We start from the raw sequence: 14,684 nt of genomic DNA, 5'->3' as shown, positions 1-14,684 counted from the left end.
ATCGTCAGTGTGCTAACAAACGGAATCCGCTGTGGCAACCAAGAAGCGTGAATCGGCGCCGCAGGCCGACGTGCCGGCGCCGGAGATCGGCATGACGACCGTGGATCCCGCCAAGGACCTGCTGTTCGCGCGGCCGGGGTTCCTGGTGCGGCGGCTGCACCAGATCCACGTGGCCATGTTCTTCGAGGAATGCCAGTCGCAGAACGTGACGCCGGTGCAGTACGCCATCCTCACGGCCCTGTCCGTCATTCCCGACCTGGACCAGACCTCGCTGGCGCAGGAAGTGGGGCTCGACCGCACCACGACGGCGGACGTCGTCAAGCGGCTGGAGGAGCGTGGCCTGGTGGTGCGCCGGCCCAATCCGAGCGACAAGCGGCTGCGCCACGTGCGCCTTACCGCGCAGGGCGAGACGGTGGTCGCATCGTTGCGCGGCGACATGGCGCGCGCGCAGGAGCGCTTGCTCGCGCCCCTGCGGCCAGCCGAGCGGACCATGCTGATGGACCTGATGCGCATCCTCGTGGAAGCCAACAACCAGTACAGCCGGACCGTCATGCGCGCGATCTGAGGCGCCTTGCCTCACAGGGGGTAGACCAGGTCGTTGGCGATCATGGTGGAGTCGTAGATGGCCTGCCGTTCCTTGAGCAGCAGGCGAGCGTCCACCCGCACGAACCTGTCGTAGAAAGTCCCGGCCATGTGGATCGTGCAGGGCCCTTCGACCAGCGTCTGCAGCAGCACGAAGTTGGCCTGCGCCTCGAGCTCGCCCGAGTCGGACTCGGCGGTGACGCGGGTGTTCGTCACCAGATGCAGCATGTAGCGCGGTGCGAACATCTGCGTGCGGGCAATCGCCACAGCGCGGTCGTGCATCATGTCGCGCCCCTCGGCATAGACCAGGCCGACCGGCATGCCGAGTTCGGCGTTCTCGCGCGCGGTGACGCGGTAGATGCCGTCCTCGGTGAAGAACTCCGGCCAGGCCTCGATGTCGCCGCTGTCGAGCACGGCGCAGTAGTCGGCGTTGAACTCCTCGATGTCGGCGCGCAGTTCGCGCGCTCGGGCGGCATCGATTCGGCGACCGCGGTACAGCGACAGGGTGTTGGCTTTCATGCTGCTTGGAACCCCATCACTTCGCGGTAGTAGCTGTACATCGCCCGGATGGCGCTTTCCGAGATCAGCGAACTGGACGTGCCGACGTTGCCGGCGTCGAGCTTGATGATGTTGGTGTCGGTGCTGGAGCGGCGCACGCCCTCCTGGACGAACTTCATCGCCTCGTTGTCCTCCAGCCCGAGGAAGCCCGAGGGCCCCATCAGGTTGCCCTGGCGCAGCCGGTGCTGCGTCATCTCCTCGCTGTCGTCCTCGTAGCCGAACATGGTCCATAGCATGAGCATGCTGTTCGGGCCATTGGGAACGATCTGCCGCACGCCCAGCGTGTTCATCTCGCGCTGCACGACCAGGTTGGGCCAGATGGTCTGCATGGTCACCGACCACGGCGAGTCGAATTCCTTGACGAACTCCAGGAAGCGGTCGTCGCGCAGGCGCATGCCGTCGTGATAGGAGCGCATCTCCTTCCGGTTCTCCTCGCTCACCGCGGCGTACTTGTCTTCCTTCTTGGCCGAGGCCATGGTCCCGTGGCGGCCGTGCACCGGGTCGGCGATCATGGCGGCGTCATTGCCCGCGACCAGCAGGCCGAACACAACCAGGAAGGAGTGCAGCAGCGTCGCGTGGTACGGGTCCTTGAGGTTCTCGTGGTACATCTTCCAATTGCAGGGCAGTTCGTTCTTGTAGTAGCCCAGCACCTGGAGGCGCTTGCCCGGGAAGACGACGTCGAAGTCCTTGAGGATCTCCGGCGTCATGTAGTCCTCGAGCGACTCCATGTCCGCGCAGTACGACGCGAACACCACGCCGTGGCGTGTGGCCACGTGGAGCTTGCGCAGCCCGTGGTCCTCGTTGCGAAAGTCCTTGGGCATGCCGCCCAGGCGATTGACGCCGCGCTTGAAGGGCACGCCCTGCAGGTTGCCCTTCAGATCGTAGGACCACTGGTGATAGGGGCAGACGAACTCGGTGGCGTTGCCCTTGCCATGGCGGCAGAACTCCGCGCCGCGGTGGGCGCAGCGGTTCTCGAAGACGCTGATGGTGCCGTCCTGCGCGCGCACGACGACGACCGGGGTCGCCCCGACGTACGAGCGCTTGAAATCGCCGACCTCGGGAATCTCGGCTTCGAGCGCAACGTAGCTCCATGAACGTCCGCGGAAGATCTTCTCCATCTCCTGGTCGTACACCGCTTCGCTGGTGTAGACCCAGTCGGGGATCGTGTGCAGGGCGTCTTCGGGCCAGCGGCAGGCGGCCAGCTCGGCGTCCTTGGCGCGCGGTGTCCGGTCGATGATCGCGTGGGTGTTGTACATAGGGGCTCCGGTCAATGAAGGGCGGGGGTGGCTGCTGGGAGCGCGTCGCGCACGGCTTGCCGCAGGGAAACGGACGGATCGACGAGGCGCGACGCATCGCAGGGCGTGCCCCGCTCGACCAGGCTGCGCAGAAGCCGCAGGTCCGCGGCGGCGTTGACGGCAATGACGTGGCGCACGCGCGCCTGCGCGTTGCTGCCGATCAGGATGAACCTGGGCGTGCCGGCGCCGGCGCTCATGTCGCCGCGGCAGTCGTAGCGAAGTCCGGTGGCAGGCAGCCCGACCATCTGGATGTTGCAGCCGAACTGGTCGGTCCAGAACCAGGGCGTGGCCGCAGGCTCGGCCGGCACGCCGAGCATGGCGGCGGCGGCGATGCGGCCCTGTTCGTTCGCGTTCTGCCACGACTCGAACCGCAGTTCGTCGCCGAGCAGGCTCTGGTGCATGCTGGTGCAGTCGCCGGCGGCGAACACGCCCGGCGCGCTGGTGCGGCATTGCGCATCGACACGGATGCCGCCGTTGACCGGGTGCAACGCGATGCCGCTGGCGGCGGCCAGTGCGACCTCTGGGGCTTGGCCGATGGCGACCAGCAGCAACGGCGCACGGTGTTCGCTGCCGTCGCCAAGGCTCAATGCGACATGGTCAGCGTGCGCCCTGACGTCGCTGCACGGCGTGCCCAGGCGCAGTGCAACGCCTGCGCGCACCGCCCGCTCCTGCAGCCAGCGCGAGAACAGGTCCGGCACCGCACGCGCGAGCACCCGAGGCGCCGGCTCGACGACCATCACGTCCAGGCCCATGGCACGCGCGGTGGACGACACTTCCAAACCAAGGAAGCCGGCGCCCAGCACCGTGAGCGCGGTGGCACCCTGCAGCGCCGCGCGCAGGCCCTGCGCGTCGGCCAGCGTGCGGATGTAGTGAACCCGCGGCGTGCCGGGCGCCGCGCCGGGCAGCACGCGCGCGCTGCCGCCGGTGGCGATCAGCGCCTGGCCGTAGGCAATGGATTGCCCGTCGTTGCAGTGCGCGATGGCGTTGGCAGTGTCGAGTGAGCTGACCGTGATGCCGGTGCGCAGCTCGATGCCCTGGGCTTCGTGAAAGCCGGCCGGATGGATGGCCAGCCGCTGCTCCGTGGCGGCGTCGAGCAGCACGGCCTTGGAAAGCGGCGGGCGCTCGTAGGGCGCGCCGGATTCGCTGCCGACCATCACGATCGGCCCATCGTGGCCCAGGGCGCGCAGGCTGGCGGCCGCGGTGGCGCCAGCCTGCCCCGCGCCGACGATGAGGATGGGAAGGGAACGGGCCATGCGCGCCTCAGGCGTCGACGAAGACGTCCGTGCCTTCGATCCGCACTGGGTAGACGCGGATCGGCTGCGTGGCGGGTGCGCCCCGCGCCTCTCCGGTGCGCAGGTCGAACCGCGCCTGGTGCAGGGGGCATTCGACGCACCCGTCCTCCACGTAGCCGTCGGTCAACAGGGCGTACTGGTGGGTGCAGACGTTATCCGTCACGTGGAACGCGCCGCCGCTGCGAAAGAGTGCGAGCTGAGCGTCGCCGACGTTGATCGGCATCGCTTCGTCTTCTTGAAGCTGCGTGGTGGCGGCGATCTTGATCCAGGGCATGGGGCCGGCTCCTTTGGGGCGTGTACTGATTCGATATCATCAGTATACTGAGGATATTTTGAGTTGGCGACTGATTTTTTGAGGCGTCTCCAACAGCCGCCAAATTCAGAAGCACCGCTCGGTCCGGACTGCCGCAAACCGTCGAAACCTAGGGAAATTGCCAATGGGAATGGTGCACAGTCTTCGTGCATTAGTGCGGCCGTCGCACACCCATTTGAGGCATGCATTGCGAAGGCGGTGCATTTCTTTGCATTTGAAAAAATGTCGTTGACACTCACAAATAAGCTCAGCATACTGACAAATCATGAGCCGACGCGAGACCCCGGGTCGGGTGGCTCATGACCCCACTGATTGGCCCTCACCTCACAGGATCGAACCCATGCAACGACGCCGCTTTTTCCAGAAGACTGGGGCCGCCGCCGGCCTTGCCACGCTCGCCATCCCGGCATTGGCGCAATCGGCGCCTGCCGTGAAATGGCGCATGTCCACGAGCTGGCCCAAGAGCCTGGACACGATCTATGGTTCGGCGGACCGCATGTGCAAGCGCGTGGCCGAGCTGACGGATGGCAAGTTCGAGATCCGTCCCTTCGCCGGCGGCGAGATCGTCCCGCCCGCGCAGAACATGGAAGCGGTGAGCAATGGCACGATCGAGTGCAACCACGTGCTGGCCTCCGCCTTCATCGGCAAGGACACGGCGATCGCCTTCGACACCGGCCTAGCCTTCGGACTGAACGCCCGCCAGCACAACGCCTGGATGCACTTCGGCGGCGGGATGCCGCTGGTGCGCGAGATGTACAAGAAGCACAACGTCGTCAACTTCGTTGCCGGCAATGTCGGCGTGCAGATGGGTGGCTTCTACCGCAGCGAGATCAAGTCGGTCGCCGACCTCAACGGCCTGAAGATGCGCATCGGCGGCATCGGCGGCATGGTGCTGTCGAAACTCGGCGCGGTGCCCCAGCAGATCCCGGCGTCGGACATCTACTCGGCGCTGGAAAAAGGCACGATCGACGCGGCCGAATGGATCGGCCCGTACGACGACCAGAAGCTCGGGCTGCACCGCGTCGCCCAGCACTACTACTCGCCCGGCTGGTGGGAGGGCAGCGCCTCGATCACCTCGATGGTCAACGACAAGGCGTGGGCGGCACTGCCGGCCCCGTACAAGGCGGCGTTCGAGTGTGCGGCCGCCGAGCAGACGATGGCGATGCTGGCCGACTACGACGCGCGCAACCCCGATGCACTCAAGAAGCTCATCGGCGAAGGCGCCAAGCTGGCCTATTTCCCCAAGGACGTGATGCTGGCCGCCTTCAAGGCGTCCGAAGAACTGTGGGTCGAGCTGTCGGGAAAGAATCCGGCGTTCAAGGCGATCTATCCGAAGTGGAACCAGTTCCGCCAGAACGAGGCGAGTTGGTTCCGCGTGGCCGAGAGCCCGCTGGACAACTTCACCTTTGCCGAAGTGGCCAAGCTCAAGACCTGAGCGGGACTGGCCGCCATGGAGAAACTGCTGGGCGTCTCGCGCGCCATCGATGCCCTGAACCGGGGCGTGGGCCGGGCCACCTACTGGCTCGTCCTCGCCGCCGTGCTGATCAGCAGCGGCAACGCGGTCGCACGCAAGACGCTGAGCATGAGCTCGAACGCCATGCTCGAGATCCAGTGGTATCTCTTCGCGGCGGTCTTCATGCTATGCGCCGGTTACACCCTGCTGAGCAAGGACCACGTACGGGTCGACCTGATCCATGCGCGCCTGTCGCGGCGCCACCAGCTCATGGTCGAGATCTTCGGCACGCTGGTGTTCATGCTGCCGGTCACCACGCTGATCCTGGTGCTCTCCTGGGCTCCCTTCGTGGACGCATTTACCAGCGGTGAGGTCTCTCCCAACGCCGGCGGCCTGATCCGCTGGCCCGTCAAGCTGCTGATTCCGATCGGATTCGGGCTGCTCCTGCTGCAGGGAGTCTCCGAGATCATCAAGGACGCCGCCGAGCTGCGCGCCCTGCGCCGCACGCAAGACACGCCCCGCTGAAGGCCCCGCAGCCACGACCGGGACCCACGATGATCCAATTTCTCACGGCCTACCTGGCCCCCATCATGTTCGCCTGCCTGGTGCTGCTGCTCCTGGTCGGCTACCCCGTCGCGTTCGCCGTGGGCGCGAACGGGCTGCTGTTCGGCGCGGTGGGCGTCGCGCTGGGCCTGATCGACCTGTCGCTGTTCCAGGCGTTGCCCGAGCGCGTGTTCGGCATCATGTTCAACGAGACGCTGCTGGCGATCCCGTTCTTCACCTTCATGGGGCTGATCCTCGAGCGCAGCGGCATGGCGGAGGAACTGCTCGACACCATCGGCCAGCTGTTCGGCCCGGTGCGCGGCGGGCTGGCCTACGCGGTGATCCTGGTGGGCGCGCTGCTGGCGGCCACCACCGGCGTGGTCGCGGCCTCGGTCATTTCCATGGGCTTGATATCACTGCCCATCATGATGCGCTACGGCTACGACAAGCGGCTGGCCACCGGCGTCATCGCTGCCTCGGGAACCCTGGCGCAGATCATTCCGCCTTCGCTGGTGCTGATCGTGCTGGCCGACCAGCTCGGCAAGTCGGTCGGCGACATGTACGCCGGCGCGCTGGTGCCCGGCCTGGCGCTGACCGGGCTGTACGCGCTCTACGTGTTCGTCTACTCGATGCTCAAGCCGGGCTCGGCACCGGCGCTGCCACCACAGGCGCGCACCCTGCGCGGCGCCGCGCTCGGCCTGCGCGTGCTGACCTCGCTCGTGCCGCCGCTGGTGCTCATTTTCCTGGTGCTCGGCACCATCTTCATGGGCATCGCGACGCCGACCGAGGGCGGTGCGATGGGCGCGGTCGGCGCCCTGGCGCTGGCCCTGGTCCGGCGCAAGCTGTCGATGCCGCTGCTGCGCCAGGCAATGGACAAGACGGCCAAGCTGACCTGCTTCGCCATCTTCATCCTGGTCGGCGCCACGGTGTTTGGCCTGGTCTTCCGCGGCGTCGACGGCGACATCTGGGTCGAGCACCTGCTGACCAGCCTGCCCGGCGGCCAGCTGGGCTTCCTGATCGCGGTCAACCTGCTGGTGTTCCTGCTGGCCTTCTTCCTGGACTTCTTCGAGCTGGCCTTCATCATCGTGCCGCTGATCGCGCCGGTGGCGGACAAGCTGGGCATCGACCTGATCTGGCTGGGCGTGCTGCTGGCCGTCAACATGCAGACCTCGTTCATGCACCCGCCGTTCGGTTTCGCGCTGTTCTACCTGCGCTCGGTGGCCGGCAAGGAAATCGCCACCGGCGACATCTACCGCGGCGCCATTCCCTTCGTGATGCTCCAGCTCGTCATGGTCGGCCTGGTCATCGCCTTCCCGGGCATGGTGACTGGCAATCTGCACAAGGCGAAGAAGTTCGACCTGGACACGATCAGAATCGAAGTTCCCCACGCGAGCGGGGCCGACCCAGCCGCCTACCCGGGCAGCAGTGGCGGTGGCACCTTCGAGCCGCCGTCGCCGTTCGAGCAAGTCAAGCCATGACCACCGAATCCAACCCGCACCACGCGGCGCCCCCAGGCCAGGGCGTGGGCGCCCGCGTCCTTCGCAAGGAGGACGCGCGCCACCTGCACGGCAAGGGCAACTTCGTCGCCGACATGAGCATGCCCGGCCTTGCCGAGGTGGCCTTCCTGCGCAGCCCGCTTGCGCACGCGAAGGTCGTCGCGGCGCGCCTGCCGCCCGAGGGCGCCGAGCGCGTCACCCTGCGCGAAGGAATGGCCGACGCCAGGGACATCGTCGCCGACTCGACGCTGCCGACCTATCAGCGCTCGGCGCAGCCGCCGCTGGCTGCCGGCAAGGTGCGCTTCGTCGGCGAGCCGGTGGCCATGGTGTATGCGCCGACGCGCGCGGAAGCCGAGGACCTGGCCGAGCTGGTGGAGGTCGAGTACGAGGAGCTGCCCGTGTACGCCGACGCCGACACGTCGCGCGCTGCCACGGATGAGCTGATGCACGCGGGGTGGGGCGACAACACGTTCGTCACGCTGCACGCCGACAAGGACTTCGAGGCCCACGCCAAGGGCGCGGCCCTGGTCGTCAAGCGCGAGATCTCGCTGGCTCGCCAGTGCATGGTGCCGATGGAAGGCAAGGCTGTCCTGGCCTACTGGGACCACCAGGCGGACCAGCTGGTGGTGGTCAGCGCCACGCAGGTGCCGCACATGATCCGCACCGTGCTGGCCGAATGCCTCGACCTGGACCAGGCGCGGGTGCGCGTCATCTCACCGGACGTCGGTGGCGCCTTCGGCTACAAGTGCGTGCTGCAGCAGGAAGAGCTTTGCGTGGCCTGGCTGGCCAAGACGCATCGCAAGCCCTTCCGCTACATCGAGGACCGGCGCGAGCACCTGATTGCCGGCGCGAACACGCGCGAGCACAAGTACGAAATGACCGCCTACGCCGACGAGCGGGGCCGCCTGCTGGCGCTGGACGCGCGCATCACCATCGATGGCGGCGCATATTCGGTGTGGCCCTTCACCATCGGCCTGGAACCGGGCCAGGCGGTGGGCAACCTGCCGGGCCCCTACGCGTTCCGCGGCTACCGCTGCGTCACTGAGTGCGTGGCCACCAACAAGCCCGGCTTCGTGCCCTACCGCGGCGTCGCGCGCACCGGCGTGTGCCTGGCCATGGAGCTGACCATCGATGCCATTGCCCGCGCGGTGGGCCGCGAGCCCTGGGAGGTGCGGCAGGACAACCTCGTGCCGGCCAGCGCCATGCCGTACGTCAACGTGGCGAACAAGCACTTCGACGGTGGCGACTATCCGGCCAGCCTGCTCAAGGCGCGCGACATGATCGACTTCGCGTCGGTGCGCCAGCGCCAGCGCGAGACCCGCGACGACGGCAGGCTGATCGGCATCGGCTTTGCGACCTACACCGAGCAGTCCGCGCACGGCACCTCGGTCTTCGCGACCTGGGGCACCCCGGTCATTCCCGGCTTCGACCAGGCGACCGTGCGCGTCACGCCCGATGGTGGGCTGGAGATCCGCGTGGGGGTCCATTCGCACGGCCAGGGCATGGAAACCACCTTTGCCCAGATCGCGCATGAGATCCTGGGCGTGGACATCGCCAGCATCAAGATGCTGCACGGCGACACCGGGCAGACGCCGTTCTCGACCGGCACGTATGCCTCGCGCTCGCTCGTCATGTCGGGCGGCGCGGTGTCACGCGCCTGCAAGGCCCTGGTGCCGCGCCTGCTGCACATCGGCGCGCACCTGCTGGGCCAGGCCGACGAGGCGGTTCGCTTCGAACGCGGACACGTGGTCGGCGCGAGCGGGCGCGTGTCGGTCGCCGACGTCGCGCGCGCCTGGTTCATCGACCCGAGCCGCCTGCCGCCCGACGTGGACCCGACCGGGCTCGAGATCACCATCGGCTACAAGCCCAAGGTCGATACCGGCGCCTTCACCTATGCCAGCCACGCCGTGACGGTCGCGGTGGACCCGCAGACCGGCCACGTGGAGATCCTGGACTACGTGATCGTCGAGGACTGCGGGACCATGATCAACCCGATGGTGGTCGAGGGGCAGACCTTTGGCGGCGTCGCGCAGGGCATCGGCACAGCGCTCTACGAGGAGACGCCGTACGACCGCAACGGCCAGCCGTTGGCCTCCACCCTGGCGGACTACATGCTGCCCGGTGCCACCGAAGTGCCGCACATGCGCATCCATCATTTCGAGACGCCTTCGCCGCACACCGAGTTCGGCGCCAAGGGCATGGGTGAAGGTGGCGCGATCGCGCCGCCGGCGGCCATCCTGAATGCCGTCAACGACGCCCTGCGCCCGCTGGGCGCTGAGGTGTCGCAGACGCCGCTGTCGCCGCGCCGGCTTCTGCAGGCGATCGCCGACGCGCAGGTGGTCGGCACCCTCAAGGCCGCATGAGGACCCGACGATGAAAGCTGCCTCTTTCGACTACCAGCGGCCTGCCTCGCTGGCCGACGCGCTGCGCATGCTGGCGGGCGCCGCCGGCACCGCGAAGGTGATGGGCGGCGGCCAGTCCATGGGCCCCATGCTCAACCTACGGCTGACGCGCCCCAGACAGGTGATCGACCTGTCCGCCTTGCCCGAACTGCGCCAGGTGGCCAGGGATGGCGACGCCATTCGCATCGGCGCCGCCGTGACGCATGCCGAGATCGAGGACGGCGTGCATGCCCCGCTGCGCGCAGGCCTGCTGCAGTCCGTGGCAGGGGGCATCGCCTACCGGGCCATCCGCAACCGCGGCACCGTGGGTGGCAGCCTGGCGCACGCCGATCCCGCGGCCGACTGGGTGCTGGCGATGTCGGCGCTGGGCGCTCAGATCGAGATCTCGTCGGCCGCAGGCACGCGCCGCGTGCCGATGGACCGCTTCATGCACGGCGCCTACACCACCGACCTGGCGGAGGACGAAGTCATCGTTGCCGTGCGGGTGCCCGCGCTCGGCGAAGTCGCCCGCTGGGGCTATCACAAGTTCTGTCGCAAGACCGGCGAGTTCGCCGAGGCCGGCTGCGCCGCGGTATTCGACCCGGATCGCAAGCTGGCGCGCGTCGTCATCGGCGCCCTCGACGGCGCGCCGCAGGCCCTGGCGGCACTCGCCGCGCAGGTGGCGCGCAGCGGCGCGCTGCCGGAGCGCGCGGCCATCGAAGCCGCCGTGGCGACCGCCGCCGCGACCAAGGACGCGATCGATCGCAAGCTCCTGGTCGCCGCGGTGGAGCGCTGCCTCCACCAGGTGCTGAACACGGAGCCCGTGCAATGACGACTATTGCCGTCGAGATCAACGGCCGCGAGATCCGGCGCGACGTGCCCGCGCGCATGCACCTGGCGGACTTCGTCCGCGAGGAAGGCCGCCAGACCGGCACCCACCTCGGCTGCGAACATGGCGTGTGCGGCGCATGCACCGTGCTGGTCGATGGCCAGCCCGTGCGCTCGTGCATCACCTTTGCCGTGGCCTGCGACGGGCACCAGGTGACCACGGTAGAAGGCTACGACGCCGACCCCGTCATGGCCCTGTTGCGGCCGGCCTTCTCGCGCCACCACGCCCTGCAGTGCGGCTACTGCACGCCGGGCATGCTGGCCACCGCGCGCGACATCGTGCTGAGATTTCCGCAGGCCGACGAGCAGAAGGTGCGGCTGGAACTGTCGGGCAACCTGTGCCGCTGCACCGGGTACGTCGGCATCGTGGGGGCCATTCGCGACGTGCTGGCGCAGACGCGCGGCGACGCGCATCCGCAGATCGCCGCCCTGCGCGAGGCCACGCGCGCCATCCGCGGCGCGGCAGTCATCCCCATCGCGAAGGCGGCCTTCACGCCCTTCGAGGCCGCGGACACCGGCAATGCCGCCGCGCTGGCAAGCAGCCCGCCCCCGGCCGCAGAGCCGGCCACGGAGGCCGCCGCCACGGCCAACGGTACGCGCATCACCGGCAACTTCACGGTGCCCTATCCGGCGGACCAGGTCTGGCAGTTCATGGCCGACCTTCCGGCGGTCGCCGCTTGCCTGCCGGGCGCGGAACTGACCGAACATTCCGACAACCGCGTCAAGGGCCGCGTGGCGATCAAGTTCGGGCCGATGTCTGCCAGCTTCAATGGCGCGGCGCGGCTGGAGCGCGACGAAGCTGCGCGCTCGGCCGTGCTCAAGGGCGCGGGCCAGGACACGTTGAGCCAGTCGCGCGCGAACGGCGACGTGGCCTATCGGCTGGTCGAGCTGTCGCCCGCCGCGACGCGCGTCGACGTCGACCTGCTGTACGCGCTGCAGGGGCCGCTGGCGCAGTTCTCGCGCTCGGGCCTGGTCAAGGACTTCGTCGGGCGCCTGATCCAGGAGTTCGGCAAGAACGTGGCGCGGCGCATGGACCCCACGCGTGCGCCTGGTGCGCAACTGCCGGCCGCCCGGCTCAACGCGATGAGCCTGGGCTGGAGCGTCCTGTGGTCGCGGATCCGACGCCTGTTCAGCGGCGCCGACTGAAGAAAGAGCCGCACCCCATTCACCTCACTCCCTTCGCGGCGCCGGCCGGAAACCGGCGCCATCGGCGGAGCCTTGCCCATTCCATTCGTTCTGGAGGTCCATTCGTCATGACTGCATCGATCCCGAAGCTCATCGCCCGCCTGCTGGCCGGGTGCCTGGGCCTGGCCATGGTGGCCACGGCCGCCGCGCAGGCGCCCGAGAAACTCAAAGTCCGACTGGACTGGACGCCCTGGGGCGTGCATGCCGCCTTCCACCTGGCGCAGCAGAAGGGCTGGTTCAACGCGGCCGGCCTGGACGTGGAGATGGAGGACGGAAATGGCTCGGTCACCACGGTGCAGATCGTGGGCGGCGGCGAGCAGTTCGACGTCGGCCATGCCGCGCTGGCCTCGATGATGATCGCGCGCGACAAGGGGCTGCCGGTCAAGGCGGTCGCCGTGTTCGCGCGCCTGAGCGACGTCGGGCTGCTGGTGCCGCAGGGCGCCGGCATCAGGGGCCCGCAGGACCTCAAGGGCAAGAAGGTGGCCTACACCGCGGGCTCGCTGGAGGCGCCCTTCATCGACGCGTTCCTCGCTGCCGGCGGCCTGAAGAAGAGCGACATCGAGCTGATCAACGTCGACGCCGCCGGCAAGGCTGCGACCTATGCTGCGGGTCGCACCGACGCGGCTTTCTCGACCATTCCGTTCTTCCTGCCCGTGGTGTCGCAGACGCGGCCTTCCGAAGGCATCCGCTTCGCGGACTACAAGCTCAACATGCCCAGCTTCGGCCTGTTCGCGCCGGAGTCGAAGCTCGCGACGCGCCGTGAGGCGATCTCGAAGTTCGCCAGCGTGGTCGGCGCAGCCTGGCAATACGTCTACGCCGGCCACGAGGACGAGGCGGTCGATGCGATCGTGGGGCAGCGCCCGCAGGCCAAGCTGGACAAGAAAGTGCTGCGCGGACAGATCGACGCACTGCGCGGCTTCTTCCAGTTGCCCCCGGCCGCGGGCCAGCCGCTCGGGGCGGCAGTGGCCGCGGACTGGGCTACGGCCGTCAAGACGCTGACGGACGCGGGGTTGCTCAAGACGATCAAGGACGGCAACGACTTCTTCGTGCCGGGCCTGGTCCGAGCCGTCGCGCCGGCGCGCGCCACCGCCACCAAGTAGGCCATGGGAGCGGCGACGATCCACGCCAGCGGCGTGCGCAAAGTCTACCCGGGCGAGCGCGCGCTCACGGCGCTCGACGGCATCTCGCTCGACGTGCGGCCGGGGGAGTTCATCAGCATCCTCGGGCCCAGCGGCTGCGGCAAGAGCACCTTCCTGCGCTGCGTTGCCGGCCTGGACGACATCACCGGCGGCGAATTGCAGGTCGACGGCCGGCCGGTGGCGGGGCCGCCCGACCACGTCGGCATGGTCTTCCAGCGCGACGCGCTGCTCGAGTGGCGCAACATCGAGCGCAACGTCCTCCTGCCCGTCGAGTTCGCGCGCAAGCCCACGCAGCCCTCTCGTGCGCGCATGGCGCAGCTGCTGCGGCTGACGGGGCTGTCCGAGTTCGGCAACCGCTATCCGCGCGAGCTGTCCGGCGGCATGAGGCAGCGCGCCGCGATCTGCCGCGCCCTGATCGACCAGCCCACCCTGCTGCTGATGGACGAGCCGTTCGGGGCGCTCGATGCGCTCACCCGCGACCAGATGAACGTGGAGCTGCAACGCATCTGGCTGGAAACCCGGAACACGGTGTTGTTCGTCACGCACGGGATCGCCGAGGCGGTGTTCCTGGCCGACCGCGTGGTCGTGCTGTCGCCGCGGCCTGGGCGGATTGCCGACATCATCGGGATTGACCTGACGCGCCCGCGCCGGCTGGCCGTGCGCGAGACGACCGCCTTCGGCGCCTACACCGGTCGGATTCGCCAGCTGTTCAACGAAATGGGCCTCATCAACGAGGAACCGGGCGCCGCGCAAGAGGAGGCGACTGCATGAACACGCTCAGGCAGAAAGGGCGCCAATGGGGCCTGGGTGCCCTGTCGGCGCTGGTCTTCCTCATGGCATGGGAGGCGCTGGTGCGGCTGATGCACGTGCGGCCCATCACCCTGCCGCCGCCGAGCGCGGTGCTGCTCGAGCTGGCCGACGAATGGCGCTGGTACTTGGAGCACGCGGGCTTCACGCTGCTGACCACGCTCGGCGGCTTCGCGCTGGCGGTGCTCATCGGCGTGCTGCTGGCCATGCTGCTGGTGGCGTCGCGCCGCTTCGAGCATGCGATCTACCCGCTGATCGTGGCGCTCAACAGCGTGCCCAAGGTCGCCATCGCGCCGTTGTTCGTGATCTGGCTGGGGACTGGTTCCCAGCCGAAGATCGCGATCGCCTTCCTGATCGCGGTGTTCGCCGTCATCGTCGACGCGGTGCACGGCCTGCGCTCGGTGCCGCAGGACGTGCTGGATCTGGGCCGCGTGCTGAAGGGATCCACGTTGGACTTCTTCCTCAAGGTGCGCCTGCCGTGCGCGCTGCCCTCGATCCTGGCCGGTATGAAGGTCGCGATCTCGCTCGCACTGGTCGGCGCGATCGTCGGCGAGTTCGTGGCGTCGCAGCGCGGCCTGGGCTATGTCATCCTGAGCGCGCAAGGCACTTTCGACACCACGCGAGTGTTCGCGGCGATCGTCGTCCTTGCGCTGATGGGCATCGGGCTGTACGGCTGCCTGGCATGGACCGAGCGGCGCGTGACGCCGTGGCGGAAGGTGGACTGAGCGGGCAGGGTGCTCGCTGAAGGACGA

The 14,684-nt window shown here is 68.3% G+C and carries 14 protein-coding genes; 10 read left to right on the top strand and 4 right to left on the bottom strand.

Annotated elements, in window-relative coordinates:
- Positions 1–91 precede the first annotated feature (91 nt).
- Positions 92–565 carry a MarR family winged helix-turn-helix transcriptional regulator gene (locus E5CHR_RS25860; RefSeq protein WP_162583905.1) on the top strand — a complete coding sequence of 158 codons (474 nt, stop codon included), beginning with the start codon at positions 92–94 and terminating at the stop codon, positions 563–565.
- Positions 566–576: 11 nt separating this feature from the next.
- Here the strand turns inward: E5CHR_RS25860 and E5CHR_RS25855 are convergent, their stop codons facing one another.
- Genes E5CHR_RS25855 through E5CHR_RS25840 form a run of 4 tightly spaced genes read right to left on the bottom strand, consistent with a single transcriptional unit; the run spans position 577 to position 4,001 of the window.
- Positions 577–1,101: an aromatic-ring-hydroxylating dioxygenase subunit beta gene (locus E5CHR_RS25855; RefSeq protein WP_162582477.1), complete on the bottom strand. Its 525-nt coding sequence runs from the start codon at positions 1,099–1,101 to the stop codon at positions 577–579.
- Positions 1,098–2,396: an aromatic ring-hydroxylating dioxygenase subunit alpha gene (locus E5CHR_RS25850; protein ID WP_162582476.1), complete on the bottom strand. Its 1,299-nt coding sequence runs from the start codon at positions 2,394–2,396 to the stop codon at positions 1,098–1,100. The genes E5CHR_RS25855 and E5CHR_RS25850 overlap by 4 nt, the downstream gene beginning before the upstream one ends.
- Positions 2,397–2,407: 11 nt before the next feature.
- Positions 2,408–3,688 (bottom strand): NAD(P)/FAD-dependent oxidoreductase, encoded by a 1,281-nt coding sequence (locus tag E5CHR_RS25845; RefSeq protein ID WP_162582475.1) that lies wholly within the window; start codon positions 3,686–3,688, stop codon positions 2,408–2,410.
- A gap of 7 nt (positions 3,689–3,695) precedes the next feature.
- Complete coding sequence (locus E5CHR_RS25840; protein WP_162582474.1) at positions 3,696–4,001, bottom strand: non-heme iron oxygenase ferredoxin subunit; 306 nt, start codon at positions 3,999–4,001, stop codon at positions 3,696–3,698.
- 379 nt (positions 4,002–4,380) lie between these two features.
- Here E5CHR_RS25840 and E5CHR_RS25835 point away from each other — a divergent pair, with 379 nt between their 5' ends.
- The 9 genes from E5CHR_RS25835 to E5CHR_RS25795 all read left to right on the top strand — a co-directional run bounded on the left by E5CHR_RS25835 (position 4,381) and on the right by E5CHR_RS25795 (position 14,657).
- Positions 4,381–5,475 carry a TRAP transporter substrate-binding protein gene (locus E5CHR_RS25835; protein ID WP_162582473.1) on the top strand — a complete coding sequence of 365 codons (1,095 nt, stop codon included), beginning with the start codon at positions 4,381–4,383 and terminating at the stop codon, positions 5,473–5,475.
- A gap of 15 nt (positions 5,476–5,490) precedes the next feature.
- The gene (locus E5CHR_RS25830) at positions 5,491–6,018 is read left to right on the top strand and encodes a TRAP transporter small permease subunit (protein WP_162582472.1); all 528 of its coding nucleotides are present in this window, start codon (positions 5,491–5,493) and stop codon (positions 6,016–6,018) included.
- A gap of 29 nt (positions 6,019–6,047) precedes the next feature.
- Positions 6,048–7,514 (top strand): TRAP transporter large permease, encoded by a 1,467-nt coding sequence (locus E5CHR_RS25825; protein ID WP_162582471.1) that lies wholly within the window; start codon positions 6,048–6,050, stop codon positions 7,512–7,514.
- Positions 7,511–9,895, top strand: a complete 2,385-nt coding sequence (locus tag E5CHR_RS25820; RefSeq protein WP_162582470.1) for a xanthine dehydrogenase family protein molybdopterin-binding subunit — start codon at positions 7,511–7,513, stop codon at positions 9,893–9,895. The genes E5CHR_RS25825 and E5CHR_RS25820 overlap by 4 nt, the downstream gene beginning before the upstream one ends.
- Before the next feature lie 10 nt (positions 9,896–9,905).
- A complete protein-coding gene (locus E5CHR_RS25815; RefSeq protein WP_162582469.1) occupies positions 9,906–10,745 on the top strand; it encodes an FAD binding domain-containing protein in 840 nt (279 codons plus the stop codon).
- Positions 10,742–11,947, top strand: coding sequence for a xanthine dehydrogenase family Fe-S subunit (locus E5CHR_RS25810; RefSeq protein ID WP_162582468.1), 1,206 nt, complete (start codon positions 10,742–10,744; stop codon positions 11,945–11,947). Before E5CHR_RS25815 ends, E5CHR_RS25810 begins: the two co-directional genes overlap by 4 nt.
- Before the next feature lie 107 nt (positions 11,948–12,054).
- Positions 12,055–13,086: an ABC transporter substrate-binding protein gene (locus E5CHR_RS25805; protein ID WP_162582467.1), complete on the top strand. Its 1,032-nt coding sequence runs from the start codon at positions 12,055–12,057 to the stop codon at positions 13,084–13,086.
- Between the two features lie 3 nt (positions 13,087–13,089).
- Positions 13,090–13,896: an ABC transporter ATP-binding protein gene (locus E5CHR_RS25800; RefSeq protein ID WP_162582466.1), complete on the top strand. Its 807-nt coding sequence runs from the start codon at positions 13,090–13,092 to the stop codon at positions 13,894–13,896.
- The gene (locus E5CHR_RS25795) at positions 13,893–14,657 is read left to right on the top strand and encodes an ABC transporter permease (protein ID WP_162582465.1); all 765 of its coding nucleotides are present in this window, start codon (positions 13,893–13,895) and stop codon (positions 14,655–14,657) included. Before E5CHR_RS25800 ends, E5CHR_RS25795 begins: the two co-directional genes overlap by 4 nt.
- Positions 14,658–14,684: the final 27 nt, after the last annotated feature.

The organism is Variovorax sp. PBS-H4 (genome assembly GCF_901827205.1).
Taxonomy (GTDB): domain Bacteria; phylum Pseudomonadota; class Gammaproteobacteria; order Burkholderiales; family Burkholderiaceae_C; genus Variovorax.
This window is presented reverse-complemented; position numbering and strand designations above follow the sequence as displayed.